Raw genomic sequence first — 16,874 nt, forward strand, 5'->3', positions numbered from 1 at the left:
CACCATGAACGCAGGAACGCCTGCCGCTCCGCGCTCTGACGGCGCAGTGAGGGGCAGGCGTGAATCGGGGGGCCATGACGGATTGCAGTGTCAGCCTTCTAGTCCCAGGAAAGGGCGCCACCGGATTGGTATTCGATGACCCGGGTTTCGAAGAAATTGCGTTCCTTCTTCAGGTCGATCATTTCGCTCATCCAGGGGAACGGGTTTTCCTCGTTGGGGAACAGGGGCTCGAGGCCGATCTGCGTGGCACGACGGTTGGCGATGTAGCGCAGATAGCCCTTGAACATCGACGCGTTCATGCCCAGCACGCCACGCGGCATGGTGTCTTCGGCGTACTTGTATTCGAGCTCGACGGCCTTCTGGAACAGTTGCTTGATTTCGGCCTTGAACTCGTTGGTCCACAGCTGCGGATTTTCGAGCTTGAGCTGGTTGATCAGGTCGATGCCGAAGTTGCAGTGCATCGACTCGTCGCGCAGGATGTACTGGTACTGCTCGGCCGCGCCGGTCATCTTGTTCTGGCGGCCCAGCGCCAGGATCTGGGTGAAACCGACGTAGAAGAACAGGCCTTCCATCAGGCAGGCGAAGACGATCAGCGACTTGAGCAGGGTCTGGTCGGTCTCGAAGGTGCCGGTGTGGAAAAGCGGGTCGCTGATGGCTTCGATGAAGGGGATCAGGAACTCGTCTTTTTCACGGATCGACGCCACTTCGTTGTACGCGTTGAAGATCTCGGATTCATCGAGGCCGAGCGACTCGACGATGTACTGGTAGGCGTGGGTGTGGATGGCTTCCTCGAATGCCTGGCGCAGCAGGAACTGGCGGCACTCGGGTGCGGTGATGTGGCGGTACGTGCCCAGCACGATGTTGTTGGCGGCCAGCGAGTCGGCTGTGACGAAGAAGCCGAGGTTGCGTTTGACGATGCGGCGTTCGTCCTCGGTCAGGCCGTTCGGGTCTTTCCACAGCGCGATGTCGCGGGTCATGTTGACCTCTTGCGGCATCCAGTGGTTGGCACAGGTGGCGAGGTACTTTTCCCAGGCCCACTTGTACTTGAACGGGACCAGCTGGTTGACGTCGGTCTTGGCGTTGATGATGCGTTTGTCGGCCGCGTTCACGCGGCGTGCGACAGGGGCTGCCGAAGTCGTCATGGTGGCTTGTACCGACGTAGCGGGCGCAGCCACGGATGCGGTCGCAGGTGCCGCAACAGGTGCCGGATCGACACGCGCAGCAGGCGTCTCGCCGTACGTCGTGGACGGCGTTGTGGGAATGGTTTCTTCGTCCCAGGTCAGCATGGATTTTCCGATCGTTCGATTATGAAAGCAGGCCTGTGAAATGAAAAGCGGCTGACACAGCTGCATGCATTTCGGCAGGCCTTCGATGTTGTGTTCGAGCATCGTGCCGAGCCTGTTCTGAGGCATGTCCGGCACGGTGTCGATAGGCCTTTCGGCCTCGACTCAAATTACTGGCAGGCTTCGCAACCCGGGTCGTCGATGGCGCAGAACTTGATGTCGGTCGCAGGCACCGAAGCGGCATCGGCTTCGGCCTGCGCACGAGCCTGCGCAGCAGCGGCTTCGAGTGCCGAAGGGGCTGCCTTCTGCGAAGACGAAACTGCGTTGAGGCGGTCCGAATGCACGGTCGATTTTTCGGCGTGCGTGGCACTGATGGTGCGCAGGTAATAGGTGGTCTTGAGGCCGCGGGTCCAGGCAAGCTTGTAGGTGTCGTCGAGCTTCTTGCCCGATGCTCCGGCCATGTAGATATTGAGCGACTGGGCCTGGTCGATCCACTTCTGGCGGCGCGACGCGGCCTCGACCAGCCAGGTGGTCTCGACTTCGAAAGCGGTGGCGTAGAGCGACTTGATTTCGGGCGGCACGCGGTCGATGGGACGCAGCGATCCGTCGAAGTGCTTCAGGTCCATGACCATCACGTCGTCCCAGAGGTTCAGGCGTTTCAGGTCACGCACCAGGTAGCTGTTGATGACGGTGAATTCGCCGGACAGGTTCGACTTGACCGACAGGTTGCCGAAGCAGGGTTCGATGGATGCGTCGACGCCGATGATGTTCGAGATGGTGGCGGTCGGAGCGATGGCCACGCAGTTCGAATTGCGCATGCCGTCGGCGGCGATCTTCTTGCGCAGGCTGTCCCAGTCCAACGATACCGAGCGGTCTACCTCGACATAACCGCCGCGGGCTTCGGCCAGCAGGTTCAGGGTGTCCAGCGGCAGGATGCCCTGGTCCCACAGCGAACCCTGGTAGGTCTCGTAGCGGCCGCGTTCGCGGGCCAGCTCGGTCGATGCCCAGTAGGCGTAGTAGCAAATGGCTTCCATCGACTTGTCGGCGAACTCGACGGCCTGTTGCGATGCGTACGGAATGCGCAGTTCGTACAGGCTGTCCTGGAAGCCCATCAGGCCCAGGCCGACCGGGCGGTGGCGCAGGTTGGAGTCACGTGCCTTCTTGACGGCGTAGTAGTTGATGTCGATCACGTTGTCGAGCATGCGCATGGCCGTGGAGATGGTCTTGCGCAGCTTGTCGTGGTCGAGCTTGCCGTCCTTCAGATGCTGCTGCAGGTTGACCGAACCCAGGTTGCAGACGGCGGTCTCGGTGTCGCTGGTGTTCAGGGTGATCTCGGTGCACAGGTTGGAAGAGTGCACGACCCCCACGTGCTGCTGCGGCGAGCGCACGTTGCAGGCGTCCTTGAAGGTGATCCAGGGATGGCCGGTCTCGAACAGCATGGTGAGCATCTTGCGCCACAGGTCGGTTGCCTGGAGGGTGCGCGACGGCTTGATCTCGCCGGCCTTGGCACGGGCTTCGTAGGCCACGTAGGCGCGTTCGAAGTCGGCACCGAACAGGTCGTGCAGGTCGGGCACGGTGGAGGGCGAGAACAGCGTCCATTCGCCCTTTTCCATGACGCGGCGCATGAACAGGTCGGGGATCCAGTTCGCGGTGTTCATGTCATGGGTGCGGCGGCGGTCGTCGCCGGTGTTCTTGCGCAGTTCCAGGAACTCCTCGATGTCCAGGTGCCAGGTCTCGAGGTAGGTGCAGACGGCGCCCTTGCGTTTGCCGCCCTGGTTGACCGCCACGGCGGTGTCGTTGACCACCTTCAGGAAGGGCACGACGCCTTGCGATTCGCCGTTGGTGCCCTTGATGTGGGAGCCCAAGGCGCGCACGCGGGTCCAGTCGTTGCCCAGGCCGCCGGCGAACTTGCTCAGCAGGGCGTTTTCCTTGATGGACTCGTAGATGCCGTCGAGGTCGTCGGGCACGGTGGTCAGGTAGCAGGACGACAGCTGCGAGCGCAGGGTGCCGCTGTTGAACAGCGTGGGGGTGGACGACATGAAGTCGAACGACGACAGCACTTCGTAGAACTCGATGGCGCGGGCTTCGCGGTCGGTTTCCTGCAGCGCCAGGCCCATGGCCACACGCATGAAGAAGGACTGCGGCATTTCGATGCGGGTCTTCTTGACGTGCTGGAAGTAGCGGTCGTACAGGGTCTGCAGGCCGAGGTAGTCGAACTGCAGGTCGCGCTCGGCCTTCAGGGCACGTGCCAGGCGAGGCAGGTCATAGCCGCCCAGGCGTTCGTCCAGCAGGTCGTTGTCGATGCCGGTCTGGATGAAACGGGGGAAGTACTCGATGTAGGCGGCCGCCATCTCGTGCGGCGCGGTTTCGCGGCCGAACACTTCGCGGGCGATGGTGTGCAGCAGCAGGCGGGCGGTGGCGTAGGTGTAGTCCGGGTCTTTTTCGATCAGGGTGCGGGCAGCCAGGATGGCGGCCTTGAACACTTCGTCGATCGGCACGCCGTCGTACAGGTTGCGCATGGTTTCGGCGACGATCGGGTCGGCCTTCACGTCGGCGCCCAGGCCGGAGCAGGCCGAGGTGATCAGCGCCTGCAGCTTGCCCATGTCCATGGCGACCCGCTGGCCGTTGTCCATCACGTGCATGGTCGGCGCGGCGGGCTTGGCTTCTTCGACCTGGCGGGTGCGTTCCTGGGTGCGGCGCTCGCGGTACAGCACGTAGGCGCGGGCGACTTCGTGGTGGCTGCCACGCATCAGGCCGAGTTCGACCTGGTCCTGCACGTCCTCGATGTGGAAGGTGCCGCCGCCCGGACGAGAACGCACCAGCGCACGCGAGACGTTCTGGGTCAGCAGGTCGACCGTTTCACGAACGCTGGCCGATGCCGCGCCGCCTGTGCCGTGGACGGCCAGGAAAGCCTTCATCAGCGCGACCGCGATCTTCTGCGGCTCGAACGGCACGACCGAGCCGTTGCGGCGAATGATCTGGTAATGCGAATGCGTGCCCGCATTGGCGGCAGGCGGGTTCTGGCCGGTCGATGAGGCGGATGCCTGGAAGGGTTGGCCGGCTTCGGCAATGGGCGTGCTGGTGGCAGTTTGCATTCGGGTATTCCTCAACGTTGTTCAGTGGCTTTGACCGTGTACGCGGCACGTGGCGGCGGCAGGAAACGCGCTATCTCGGCAATCGCTGCCAACCGGGGCTGGCAGTCTTACGGCAGTGGCTGGTGCCGGATCAAAGCCCTATATGTAGGGTCGGGGGTTCATTCTAGACACCACAGGTTGTGTTGAACACACAAAAAATTGTGCCGTTCCTCTTGACATGCCGGATGCCTAAAAACGGCGAAATTGCGGAAACCCGGCAAACCCAGCGCCCATGCGGCCTGCGGCGTTTGTCCGTCCAAACCAGCGGCGGAAAAAACGTTCTGAAATTTTTTCGGAGTTTTTTTACACGCTGGCGGGGCTGCCTGGAAATGAGGCATCCGACCAGCCGAGCAGACGCTGGAAGCGTTTCCAGTCGAAGCCGGGGCCGGGATCGTTCTTGCGCCCCGGTGCGATGTCCGAGTGGCCGGCGACGAAGGTCACCGGGTAACGCCGGGGCAGCGCCTGGCAGACCCGGGCCAGAGTGATGTATTGCGCAGCTTCGAAGGTCAGGCCCTCCAGTCCCTCCAGTTCGATGCCGATCGAATCGTCGTTGCAGTTGTCGCGGCCGCGCCAGTGCGACCGGCCGGCATGCCAGGCGCGAGCGTCGCAGTCGACGAACTGCCATAACGCGCCGTCGCGGCGGATATAGAAGTGACTAGAGACCTCCATGCCGCGAATGGTGGCGAAATAAGGATGGCGATCCCAGTCCAGCCGGTTGGTGAACAGTTCGAAGACTTCGGGGCCGCCGTATTCGCCCGGCGGCAGGCTGATGGAGTGCACCACCGCCAGGTCGATCACCGCATCGGCCGGACGCGGGCCGAAATTGGGTGAGGGGCAGTGCAACGCGCTGCGCAGCCAGCCGCCGTCCCAGGTATCGGACCCGGCGGGGCCGTCAGTCGCCGTCTGCGGCACTGGCGGCATTTTCGGCTTCATGGGTATCGCCCGGTTCGGTGATGCCGAGCCGGGCGATGCGGTAGCGGATCTGCCGCAGGCTGATCCCCAGTTGGGCGGCCGCGGCGGTGCGGTTGAACCGGTTGTCGGCTAGCGCCTTTACCAGGATCTCGCGCTCGCGGGCGTCGAGGTAGGCCTGAAGGTCGTCGGGCATGGGAACCGCGCTCGGTATGGGCGGCGGCCCGGCATCGGCGGCGCATTCGTCGTCCTCCGCGGCTTCCAGTTGCAGCAGCTCGCCTTCGCTGAGCGCCACCGCCCGGTGCAGCAGGTTCTCGAGTTCTCGCACATTGCCGGGTAGCGGAAGGGTCTGCAGGCGCTCCAGCGCGGCTTCGGACAGCCGGGGTGTCGGCATGCCCGACTCGGCCGAGATACGTTCGAGCAATGCCGCGCACAACTGGGCCAGGTCTTCGCGGCGTTCGCGCAGAGGTGGCACTACCACCTCGATCACGTTGAGCCGGTAATACAGGTCTTGCCGAAACCGGCCGGAACGGACGTCAGCGCCCAAATCGCGATGGGTGGCGCTGACGATGCGCACGTCGATGGTGTCTTCCTGGGCCGACCCGACCGGCCGCACGCAGCGTTCCTGGATGGCGCGCAGCAGCTTGGACTGCATGGCCAGCGGCAGGTCGCCGATCTCGTCGAGGAACAAGGTGCCGCCACGGGCAGCCTGGAAGTAGCCTTCGCGGTCGGCATTGGCACCGGTGTAGGCACCCTTGCGGGCGCCGAAGAACTCGCTTTCCAGAAGGTTCTCGGGGATGGCGCTGCAGTTGACCGCCACGATGGGGCCTGCTGCCCGGTGGCTGCTCGCATGCAGCGCGCGCGCCACCAGTTCCTTGCCGGTGCCGGATTCACCGCGGATCAGCACCGGCGCCATGGTGCGTGCCACCTTGGCGATGCGGCTGCGAACCGACTGCATGACCACCGAATCGCCGACCATGCGCGCCAGCGCGATGCCGCCGGCCGCCCCGGGCGCGGACGCGGGTGCGAGCGGCACGCCGGGCGTCGGCCGCGCTGCCGGACCGACGGCGACCGGGGGCGCAGCGCCGGTCTGCACCGCGGCCGCCACCACGGCGCGGAACTGCCGCAGGTCCACGGGTTTGGTCAGGTAGTCGAACGCACCGGCCTTCAGGGCTTCCACCGCGTTTTCGGCAGAACCGAACGCAGTCATGACGATGCAGCGTTCGGGCCGGTTGCCGCTGCGCAGCATCTGCAGCACCGCCAGGCCGGAACCGTCGGGCAGCCGCATGTCGCTGATGATGGCGCCAAAGCGCTGCTGCCCCAGCAGGTCGAGCGCTTCGGCCAGCGTGCCGGCGGCCTTCACCCGGTAGCCCTCGCGCAGCAGCGTCAGTTCGTAGAGCGTGCGCAGGTCCGGTTCGTCGTCGATGACGAGAACGGTCGTGTCGACATGGGCGGAGCGGGTGGCGGCTGTCACGGCGCTATTGTGTCAAACGGCATGGCAGGCATGGTGCCGGCCGCCTGGCGGAAGGCCAGCGTGAAGGCATTGCCCTGTACGGGACCGCGTCCGGTCGGCCGGGCGACCCGCCGGTAGCCGATGGCCGCGCCGTGTCGTTCGCATAGTTCGCGGCAGATGAAAAGGCCCAGGCCGCTGGAGCGGCTTTCGGACGAGAAGAAGGGTTCGAACAACCGTTCGGCCACGGTGGGTTCGAGCGGTGGGCCGTCGCTCCAGACTTCCATCAGCGCCTGTTTGCCGGTGCTCCAGGTGCGCACCTGCAGGGCGTCGTCCTGGCTGCTGATGTAGCGCAGCGCGTTGTCCAGCAGGTTGACCAGCACACGACGCAAGTGGTCGGGGTCGAACTCGACCATCAGGTGCGGCGCCCCGGGTACGAACTGCAGGCCGCAACCGCGTCCGGCATTGACATGCCAGTCGATGGAGATCGTGCCGGCCTGTTCGTCCAGCGCCAGGGTGGCCGCGTCGAAATGGAACTGCTGCTGCGCGCGGGACACGTCCAGCACCTCTTCGGCGATGCGGGCCAGCCGTTGGGCGTTCTGGCGCACCATGGCGGCCAGGCGTTTCTGGCCGGGATCGGTCAGGTCTTCGTCCAGCAGCTGGTTGGCCTGCACGATGGCGGCCAGCGGATTGCGGATCTCATGGGCCACCGCCGCCGACATGCGGCCCATGGCGGCCAGTTTTTCGGTACGCAGCCGCGCCTCGGTCTCGCGCTGGTCTTCGAGGAACATCACGCACAGCCGTTCGGCACGGGTGTACCAGGGCGTGGTCAGCCGGGTCTTGACGTGCAGCCGCCGGGGGCCGCCGCCCTCATGCTGCAGTGCGATGTCGCCCGCAAGCGCATCTTCGCCGTCGCCCTGCGCGAAGGTGCGACGCGCCATTTCCAGCAAGGGATACCAGCCCGGCGTGCCGGCCAGCGAGAACGGCAGTTGCACCTTCACCACCTGGTCCAGCAGCAGGCGTGCGGCCGGGTTGGCGGCACGCACGTTGTCTTGGTCGTCCACCACCAGCACACCGTCGCTCAACGATGCGATGACGAGTTCGTTCACCTGCGCCTGCACCACGGCGGCCTGCTGGCCCTGGCGGGCCAGTTGTTCCTCGCGCGCCAGCCGTGCCGCGACCGGGTGGACCAGCGAGGCCACCAGGAAATAGCCGGTGCCGGTGAGCCCGGCCTGGGCGAATTGCGCCGGGATCGGGCCGTGCCCCTGGAGCCAGGCAAGACAGGGTTCGGCCAGCAGCAGCAGGGTGACGGCCGCGGCGGTTCCGAGGGCGGTGCGGCGCGAGCCCAGCACCGCGGCCATCAGCACCGGCAGGCCGAGCAGCGGCGTGTAGTTCATGCCACCGGGCTGCAGGTTCTGCATGGCCGAGAAGGCGATCAGGTCGACGCCGATGGTCGACAGCCAGCGCTGACCCAGCAGCGGCGCATGGAGCCGGGGCCGCAGCGTGATGCGCACGAAAAGCGTGGCCACCATGTAGGTGCTGCACAACGCGATGAAGGTCTTGTGGACGTCCTGCCCCATCAGATAGACCAGGCCCTGCAGTAGCAGCACGGCCAGCGCGACCATCACCCGCGCGGTGGCGAAGCCGTTCCAGATCCGCAGCCCCGCGCTTTCGGGTGGCTCGTACCACGGCGGGGTCTTTTCCGTCATGCCGGCGGGCGCAGCGGGCTAGGAGCGGCCACGGCGGTGTTCGGCGCAGCAGAACTGCCGGCCGTCAGGGCCGGCCAAGGCATCTGTGGCTGGCAGGTGCAGGCCGCAGACGGCGCAGCTCACCATGGGTTCGGGGCCGCGTACCCGTGTTGTCGATGCCGCGGATGCCGCTGCCGCCTTGTCCTGCCTGACCGCGCGTCGCCGGTCGCCGCGCAGCAGCCAGACCAGCAAGGCCACCGTCGCCAGTATCACGAGCAGTTTCATGATGGCAGCCGCCCCAGCACCACTTCGAGTACGAAGCGCGAGCCGACATAGGCCAGCAGCAGCAGCATCGAGCCGGCATACAGCCAGCGCAGGGCACTGCGTCCGCGCCAGCCGAAACGCGCCCGGCCCAGGATCAGTACCAGGAAAGTCGCCCAGGACAGCAGCGAGAAGATCGACTTGTGGTCCCAGCGCCAGGCGCGGCCGTAGATGTGTTCACCGAAGAAGATGCCGGCCAGCAAGGTGGCGGTGAGCAGCACGAAACCGGCAGTGACGAAACGGAAGGTGAGCCGTTCCAGCGTCAGCAGCGGCATGCCGCTGTGGGCGTCGCCGCCGCGGCGCATCTGGCGTTCGCTGCGGGTCATCAGCCAGGCATGGACCAGCGCGGCGGCGAACAGGCCATAAGACGCGATGCCCAGGGCCAGGTGCAGCGCGAACAGGGTGGCGCTGCCGCTCACGTGTAGCGGAGCCCCGGGGAACACCAGCGCCAGCAGCACCGCGAGGGCGCCGAGTCCGGACAGGGCCCAGCGGGCGCGCAGCAGGGGGAACATCCGGCTTTCGACGGCATAGACCGTCAGCACCAGCCATGCGGTGACCGAAAGTGCCGGGCCGAAACCGAAACGGGCGGGTTCCACCAGCAGGGTGCCGCCCAGCACCACGGCGTGCAGCAGCCAGGCCAGCACCAGGGCGGCACGGCCGGCGGCGTCGGAAATACGCCGCGCAAAAACGGCCGGAACTGCATAGGCTCCGGCTGCGGCCAGGCCCAAAGCCAACACCACCCCGGCCGGAGACGCACTCGCTAGAATCATGGCGTCCGAGTGTAGTGGCGTTTGCCGCCCACTTCAGGCGTCGCCGACGCCTTCGCGCCCAGCCCTCGTCGCGGTGCCGCGCTGCCCGACGCCGCATTTCTCCGCTTTCGATTCCCCTACTCCCCACACCTTCCATGGCCTCCGCACTTACCGAAAAGCTCTCCCGACTCGTCAAGGAAATGCGCGGCCAGGCCCGCATAACCGAATCCAACGTGCAGGACATGCTGCGCGAGGTGCGCATGGCCCTGCTGGAGGCCGACGTCGCCCTGCCGGTGGTGCGAGACTTCATCGCCCGCGTAAAGGAGAAAGCCCTGGGCACCGACGTGCTCGGCTCCCTCAAGCCCGGCCAGGCGCTGGTCGGCATCGTCAACCGCGAACTCGCCGCCACCATGGGCGAGGGTGTCGCCGACCTGAACCTCAACGCCCAGCCGCCGGCGGTGATCCTGATGGCCGGCCTGCAAGGCGCCGGCAAGACCACCACCACCGCCAAGCTGGCCAAACACCTAATCGAGAAACGGAAGAAGAAGGTGCTGACCGTGTCGGGCGACGTCTACCGCCCGGCCGCCATCGAACAGCTGAAGACGGTGACCGCCCAGGCCGGCGCCGAGTGGTTCCCCAGCACACCCGACCAGAAACCGCTGGACATCGCGCGTGCGGCCATCGACTACGCCCGCCGCCATTATTTCGACGTCCTGCTGGTCGACACCGCCGGCCGCCTTGCCATCGACGAAGCGCTGATGCGTGAAATCAAGGAACTGCACGCCGAGTTGAATCCAGTTGAAACCCTGTTCGTGGTCGACGCCATGCAGGGACAGGATGCGATCAACACCGCCAAGGCCTTCAAGGAAGCGCTGCCCCTCACCGGCATCGTGCTGACCAAGCTCGACGGCGACTCACGCGGCGGTGCCGCGCTGTCGGTGCGGCAGATCACTGGCGCGCCCATCAAGTTCGCCGGCGTGTCCGAAAAGATCGACGGGCTGGAAGTGTTCGACGCCGAACGCCACGCCGGCCGGGTGCTGGGCATGGGCGACATCGTGGCGCTGGTCGAGCAGGTCACTGCGGGCGTCGACATGGAAGCCGCGCAGAAGCTGGCGGCCAAGGTCAAGAGCGGCGACGGCTTCGACCTGGAGGATTTCCTGGGCCAGCTGCGCCAGATGAAACAGATGGGCGGCCTCGGCAGCCTGATGGAAAAGATGCCGACCGAACTGACGGCCAAGGCAGGCGCGGTCGACATGGACAAGGCCGAACGTGAAGTGCGCCGCAAGGAAGGCATCATCTGCAGCATGACCGCGCAGGAGCGCCGCAAGCCCGAGCTCATCAAGGCAACCCGCAAGCGCCGCATCGCAGCCGGCGCCGGTGTGCAGGTTCAGGACGTCAACCGCCTGCTCAACGAATTCGGCCAGATGCAGACCATGATGAAGAAGATGAAGGGCGGCGGCCTCATGAAGATGATGAAACGCATGGGCGGCATGAAGGGCATGGGCGGAATGCCCGGCATGCCGGGAATGGGCGGAAAACGGCCCTTCTGAACAGACGCGCTTTGGCAGCGCGCATAAAAAAACCGGCTCATCGAGCCGGTTTTTTTGTGTTTGCCTGATCCAGGAATCAGGCAGCAGCGGCAGCAGGTGCAGCCAGGCGCGGACGCGACAGGCGGTTGGCATGCAGCCGTGCGCGACGCAGCACCGAAGGCGACCAGCGCTCTTCCGGGATCAGCAGGAAACCGCGGCTGCGCATCACGCTGCCCAGCTCGACGTGGCTGGTGTACACACTGACCGGCACCGAAAGCAGCAGCGGCAGGCCGACCGGCAGCAGCCACAGCAGGGCGCTGGGGTCGATGGCGGCGATGCCGGCAGCCAGCACGGCGACCACGGCGCTCATAGGTGCCAGGCTCGCTGCAGCGGTGCGCCAGCCCAGGCCGTTGGCTTCACGGGGAGGCGACTTCCAGTCCAGCTTGATGCCGGTCAGGGCGGTCGCCACGAAGAGTGAATGGGCCAGCATGCGAACTGGCGATTGCAGCACGGCCAGCACGCTTTCCAGCAGCGAACTCTTCAGCAGGCCGACGACACCGCCGAACATGCGTTGTTCGCCCTTGATCAGCACGGCGGCGATGCCCAGGACACGCGGCAAAAACAGCACGGCCACGGTAAAGGCCCACAGGCCCATCAGTTCGCCCGGCAGGATGTCGAAGTTCTGCACCAGACGGCTGCCGGACAACCACAGGGCGGTGCCCAGGGTCATGAAGGCCAGCCACAGTGGGGCGGAAACATAAGACAGGGCGCCGGTCAGGAACATGGCGCGGTGCACCCGGTGCAGGCCCGGCTCGGCGATGAGGCGGAAGTTCTGCATGTTGCCCTGGCACCAGCGGCGGTCACGCTGCAGTTCGCTCAGCAGGTCGGGCGGTTGCTGTTCGTAGCTGCCAGCCAGGTCGGACACGAGCCATACCTGGTAGCCGGCGCGGCGCATCAGCGCTGCTTCGACAAAATCGTGCGACATGATGCCGCCGGACATGCCGCCAGTGCCTTCGATGGGAGCCAGGGCGCAGTGTTTCATGAACGGCTCGACGCGCAGGATGGCGTTGTGGCCCCAGTAGTGCGATTCGCCGAGTTGCCAGAATTGCATGCCCAGCGTGAACAGGCGGCCCGTCATGCGCGAGGCGAACTGCTGCGAACGTGCATGCAGGGTAGCGTGGCCGATCGACTGGGTGGCCGTCTGGATGATGCCGGCCTTGGGATGGGCTTCCATCAGCTTGACCAGGGTCGACAGGCAGTCACCGCTCATCACGCTGTCGGCGTCCAGCACCACCATGTATTTGTAGTCCTTGCCCCAGCGACGGCAGAAGTCGGCAACGTTGCCGGCCTTGCGGTGGGTGCGGCGGGTACGCAGGCGGTAGTACACCTCGATCTGCGGCTGCTCGGGGTTCTGGGCCAGCGCGGTACGCAGGTCTTCCCAGGCAGCACGTTCGGCCTTGGCGATTTCGGGGTTGTAGCTGTCGGACAGCACGAACACGTCGAAAACCTTGGCATTGCCGGTGGCGGCAACCGATTCGCAGGTGGCGCGCAGGCCGGCGAACACGGTGGCGACGTCTTCGTTGCAGATCGGCATGATGATCGCGGTGCGTGCTTCCGGGTTCATCGTGTGGTCGCGGACTTCCTTCGAAGACAGGGTGTGCGGGTCGCCACGCAGCGACACCCAGAAACCCATCAGGGCGGTGGTGAAGCCTGTAACCACCCAGGCCGACAACACGGCGAACAGCACGATCTGGCCGTACTGCAGCAAGGCGTTGTCGTAATCGGGCTGCACACCGGCGAACAGCGCCGTGGCGATGCCGGTCGTGAAGATGGTGAGCAGCAGGAAAGTCATGCGGCGGGCATTGGCTGCGCGCTGCCAGGCTTCAGGCGACTTGCGTTCGGCATCGATGACGCTGGGCGCGCCGCGACGACCGGTAACCGCCATCAGCATGCCGGTGCCGACGCTGTTCCAGAAACCGCGCCATGGCAGGGGAGCCATCGATCCACGATTCACCGGAGGCGCGGTAACCGCATTCGGGTGACGTTCCTCACGCAGCTTGCTGCGGGCGGCGCGGAGCCGGAGGGAGGTGGCATTTAGGATTCGCATGGGAGCATTACTGCAATGCCCGTGCCAGCATTTTAAATGGCTTTTTAATCAAGGACTTAGCGCTTTATTTTGAAGTATTCTCTTCGAATTTTTGCCGCCGCCCGGTCGAAAACACGTCTTTTTGTCGCCAAACCCCGACATCTCAGGGTTGTCCCGCAGTCCATCCCATATAAATCAATGACTTAGCATTGTCGTCAGTCAGCGACGCCGTTCTGGCCATCGGCGACAGCATCGGCCTTGAAATGTCCTGGTGTGAGTGCATGCTTCTGCAGCAGGCGATAGAACTCGGTCCGATTGCGATCTGCCAGCCGTGAGGCATCGGCGACGTTACCGTCTGTTAATTTGAGAATGCCGACGAGGTAGTCGCGTTCGAACTTGGTTTTCGCGTCGGCGTAACTCAGCACTTCGACCGACGGCGTGCGTAATGCACGCTGCACCAGCGCCAGCGGCACCAGCGGAGTGGTCGACAACGCGCAAACCTGTTCCACCACGTTGTAGAGCTGGCGCACATTGCCCGGCCAGGATGCGGTGGTCAGCGCTTTCAGGGCCTCGGGCGCAAAACCCGACAGCCGTTTGCCGTACTTCTTGCTGAGCTTGTGCAGGAAATAGTTCGCCAGCAGCGGCACGTCTTCGCGCCGCTCGCCCAGCGTGGGCAGCGTCAGTGTCACCACGTTCAGCCGGTAATAGAGGTCTTCGCGGAACTGGCCGTTGCGCATGGCCACGTCCAGGTCGCGGTGGGTAGCCGAGATGATGCGGACATCCACCGGGATCGACGCGCTGGAGCCCAGCGGCCGCACTGCGCGTTCCTGCAGAACCCGCAGCAGCTTGACCTGCAAGGCGGGCGGCATGTCGCCTATCTCGTCCAGCAGCAGCGTGCCCCCGTCCGCCTGCTGGAACAGGCCCTTGTGATTGGCATGGGCGTCGGTGAAGGCGCCCTTCATGTGGCCGAACAGTTCGGATTCGAGCAAGTTCTCCGGGATGGCCCCGCAGTTCACCGCCACGAAGGGTTTGCGGGCACGGGGGCTGGCGCGGTGGATGGCGCGTGCCAGCAGTTCCTTGCCGGCACCGCTGTCTCCGCGCAGCAGCACCGATGCATCCGACTGCGCGATCATCCGCGCCTCGGCCAGCACCTCGGCCATACGGGGGGAACGGCTGACGATCTCGGCGCGCCAGGATTCGTCGAAGTCTTCTTCGGCCGCCTGCGGTGCGCTCAGGGCCAGCGCCTGGCCGATCTTGTCGAGCAGTTCCTTGCCGTCGAAAGGTTTGGTGAGGTAGGTGAACACGCCTCGGGCCGTCGCCTCGACCGCGTCGGGGATGGTGCCGTGCGCGGTCAGCAATATGACCGGCAAGGAAGGGTGTTTGGCCCGCACGTTGTCGAACAGCGCCAGGCCGTCCTTGCCGGGCAGTTGCACATCGGACAGCACCAGTTGCGGCAGCGACATCTCGAGCTGGTTCAGGGCAGATTCGGCCGAACCGACCGCGGTGACCTTGTAGCCCGCAGCGGTCAGCCGCATCGACAGCAGCCGCAGCATGTCGGCGTCGTCGTCCACCACCAGGATGGGGGCGCCTTGCCCCGGGCTGCTCATGGGCGGGCTCCGCCGGCCGGCGCGGCGGCGCCGTTGGACCGGGTCAGGCTGCGTTCGATGGCACGCACCGCCTCGAGCCGTTCGTTCAGCTGGTCCATCCGGCGCTGGGTGTCGCGCATGGCGGCGTTCTGTTTGTCCAGCAGGTCTTCCACCCGGCGTTGTTCGGCATAGCGTGCAGCGATCAAACGAGCCATCGGCTGAAGGCGGCGGGCGTCTTCGCCAGTGCCGCTGGCCAGCCGTTGCAGCACGCCGATGGCCCGTTGCATGTCCTGAGGCTGCCGGGTCTGGCCCAGGGCGATGGCCAGTTGCAGGTCGGCATAGGCGCCGCGGCCGGCTTCGGGCATGTCGTTCAGGCGGGCGATCTCGGCGCCGAGTTCACCGATGCTCATCACTCGCACACGGTCGGCGTAGGTCAGCAGGGCGACATTGCCTTCGGCCTGGGCCAGGACCGTGGTGCGCGGACTGCTGCTGGAAACCGCAGCGCTGGTGCTGGCAGGTGTTTCTTCGACCGGAGGACGTTCGCAGACGACCGGAGCGGGCGGCGGCGGAGCGGGCGGCGGCGGCGTGGCGCAACCGCCGAGCCAGGCCGCCAGCGAGCCGAGCAGCAGCGTGCGGAAGAGATATCCGTTGGGGGTGGGGCGGGAACTAGAGGGCATTGGGTAATTCGATGCGGAAATGAGCGCCGCTGGTGTCGGTCAGCAGCGCGATCGTGCCGCCATGGGCAGCAATGTATTCATGGACGATGGACAGGCCCACGCCGCTGCCGCGTGGCGCGTCGGTGGGTTGCACCTGGCCGCGGTAGAAGGGTTCGAAGATGCGGGCGCGGTCGTTCTCGGCAACGCCCGGACCTTCGTCCTGCAGTTCGATGCGCACCCGGCCGTCGACCTTGGCCAGCCGCAGCCACAGCCGGCCGTTGCGCGGCGAGAAACGGATGGCGTTCGACAGCAGGTTGGCCAGCGCGGTGCCCAGCTTGCCGGCATCCACCTGGGCCGATACCGGCGTGCCTTCGAGGTCGATGGTCAGGCCGCGCGCCTGCCACTGCAGCCGCTGCGAATCGACCTGTTCTTCCAGCAGTTGCAGCAGATCGGTCTTTTCGCGTTTCAGCTGGCGCGCCTCGAAGGCGGCCGCGTTGAAGCGCAGCAGCGCCTCGATCTGCGTCTGCAGGACGGCGGTGTTCTGCTGCAGGATGCCGGCCACTTCGCGCTGGCTTTCGTTCAGCTCGCCGGTCACGCCGTCTTCCAGCAGCGACACACCTTCGCGCATGGCTGCCAGCGGGGTCTTCAGTTCGTGCGAGATGTGGCGCAGGAAACGCGCCTTGTCGGCGTCCAGCTCGGTCAGCCGCAGGCGCAGCCATTCCAGCTGCTGGCCGATGCGCTGCACGTCGGCCGGCCCGCGGATGTCGATGGGCACATCCAGCCGGTTTTCGCCAAGGCCGACGATGGCACGCTCCAGCCGCTTGAACGGCCGGCCCAGCCAGACACCCAGCAGCACCGCCAGCACCACCGCCAGAAAGATGGTGCCGATGACCAGCCGGGTGAGCCGTTCGCGGCTCAGGTCGAGTTCGCTGGCCATGGCGCGGTTGCGTTCCTCGATGGCCCGCTGCACCTCCTGTGCCACCACGGCGGTCATGCGTTCCAGTTCGCGGAACTGCCCGGACATGGCCCTTTCCCGTTCCAGTGCGGTGTCGGGCGCCCCGGCGAACAGCGCGGTGATGTCACCCAGCTCTTCGCGCCACCGGGCCGCCACCTCACGCGGAACATCGCCCGGCACCAGTTCGTCCAGCAGGCCGTCGGCTTCCCTGGCGGCTTCGTCGAAACGTTTGCGCAGCATGCCGTCGTTCAGGATGAGCGACTGCCGGCCTGCACGTTCCATGGTGGCGCTGCGGTCGCCCAGGCCCTGGACGGCAGCGTTCAGCTGCAGCGCCCGCGCGGCGAAACCGCGGCTCTGGCCCATCAGGCCGTCGAAGGTGAAGACCGCCCGCAGCGAGATGCCGCCCAGCAGCGCCGCGATCAGCAGGAAGGCCAGCAGCAGCATCTGCTGGAAAGACACCCGCAGCAGCCACATGCGGCGTTTGGGTTGCAGCCGGCCGCTGGCGGCGGCGCCGTGTTCCGTGAGCGA

General features: G+C 65.8%; 12 protein-coding genes. 1 reads left to right on the forward strand and 11 read right to left on the reverse strand.

Features of this window, described 5'->3' with window-relative positions:
• Positions 1-98: 98 nt before the first annotated feature.
• From AC3ANW_RS02610 to AC3ANW_RS02640, 7 genes are all read right to left on the reverse strand, one after another.
• Entirely contained in the window at positions 99-1,286 is a 1,188-nt protein-coding gene (locus tag AC3ANW_RS02610; protein ID WP_488343653.1) for a ribonucleotide-diphosphate reductase subunit beta, read from the reverse strand.
• A gap of 167 nt (positions 1,287-1,453) precedes the next feature.
• Positions 1,454-4,378 (reverse strand): ribonucleoside-diphosphate reductase subunit alpha, encoded by a 2,925-nt coding sequence (locus AC3ANW_RS02615; protein ID WP_488343654.1) that lies wholly within the window; start codon positions 4,376-4,378, stop codon positions 1,454-1,456.
• A gap of 342 nt (positions 4,379-4,720) precedes the next feature.
• Positions 4,721-5,338 carry a 1,6-anhydro-N-acetylmuramyl-L-alanine amidase AmpD gene (gene ampD / locus AC3ANW_RS02620; RefSeq protein WP_488343655.1) on the reverse strand — a complete coding sequence of 206 codons (618 nt, stop codon included), beginning with the start codon at positions 5,336-5,338 and terminating at the stop codon, positions 4,721-4,723.
• A complete protein-coding gene (locus AC3ANW_RS02625; protein WP_488343656.1) occupies positions 5,310-6,800 on the reverse strand; it encodes a sigma-54-dependent transcriptional regulator in 1,491 nt (496 codons plus the stop codon). Before AC3ANW_RS02625 ends, ampD begins: the two co-directional genes overlap by 29 nt.
• Entirely contained in the window at positions 6,797-8,485 is a 1,689-nt protein-coding gene (locus tag AC3ANW_RS02630) for an ATP-binding protein (RefSeq protein ID WP_488343657.1), read from the reverse strand. Before AC3ANW_RS02630 ends, AC3ANW_RS02625 begins: the two co-directional genes overlap by 4 nt.
• 18 nt (positions 8,486-8,503) lie before the next feature.
• A complete protein-coding gene (locus tag AC3ANW_RS02635; protein ID WP_488343658.1) occupies positions 8,504-8,749 on the reverse strand; it encodes a PP0621 family protein in 246 nt (81 codons plus the stop codon).
• Positions 8,746-9,555 (reverse strand): cytochrome C assembly family protein, encoded by an 810-nt coding sequence (locus AC3ANW_RS02640; RefSeq protein ID WP_488343659.1) that lies wholly within the window; start codon positions 9,553-9,555, stop codon positions 8,746-8,748. Before AC3ANW_RS02640 ends, AC3ANW_RS02635 begins: the two co-directional genes overlap by 4 nt.
• A gap of 134 nt (positions 9,556-9,689) precedes the next feature.
• Between AC3ANW_RS02640 and ffh the strand changes: the two genes are divergently transcribed.
• Entirely contained in the window at positions 9,690-11,084 is a 1,395-nt protein-coding gene (gene ffh, locus AC3ANW_RS02645) for a signal recognition particle protein (protein ID WP_488343660.1), read from the forward strand.
• Between the two features lie 76 nt (positions 11,085-11,160).
• On the opposite strand, the gene mdoH is transcribed toward ffh, so the two are convergent.
• The 4 genes from mdoH to AC3ANW_RS02665 form a co-directional block, all read right to left on the reverse strand.
• On the reverse strand, positions 11,161-13,170 hold the full coding sequence (gene mdoH, locus AC3ANW_RS02650; protein ID WP_488343661.1) for a glucans biosynthesis glucosyltransferase MdoH: 2,010 nt from the start codon (positions 13,168-13,170) through the stop codon (positions 11,161-11,163).
• 194 nt (positions 13,171-13,364) lie between these two features.
• Positions 13,365-14,756: a sigma 54-interacting transcriptional regulator gene (locus AC3ANW_RS02655; RefSeq protein WP_488343662.1), complete on the reverse strand. Its 1,392-nt coding sequence runs from the start codon at positions 14,754-14,756 to the stop codon at positions 13,365-13,367.
• Positions 14,753-15,412 carry a hypothetical protein gene (locus AC3ANW_RS02660; protein ID WP_488343663.1) on the reverse strand — a complete coding sequence of 220 codons (660 nt, stop codon included), beginning with the start codon at positions 15,410-15,412 and terminating at the stop codon, positions 14,753-14,755. The genes AC3ANW_RS02655 and AC3ANW_RS02660 overlap by 4 nt, the downstream gene beginning before the upstream one ends.
• Complete coding sequence (locus tag AC3ANW_RS02665; protein ID WP_488345339.1) at positions 15,402-16,820, reverse strand: HAMP domain-containing sensor histidine kinase; 1,419 nt, start codon at positions 16,818-16,820, stop codon at positions 15,402-15,404. Before AC3ANW_RS02665 ends, AC3ANW_RS02660 begins: the two co-directional genes overlap by 11 nt.
• Positions 16,821-16,874: the final 54 nt, after the last annotated feature.

Source organism: Xylophilus sp. PBN-3R, assembly GCF_057747805.1.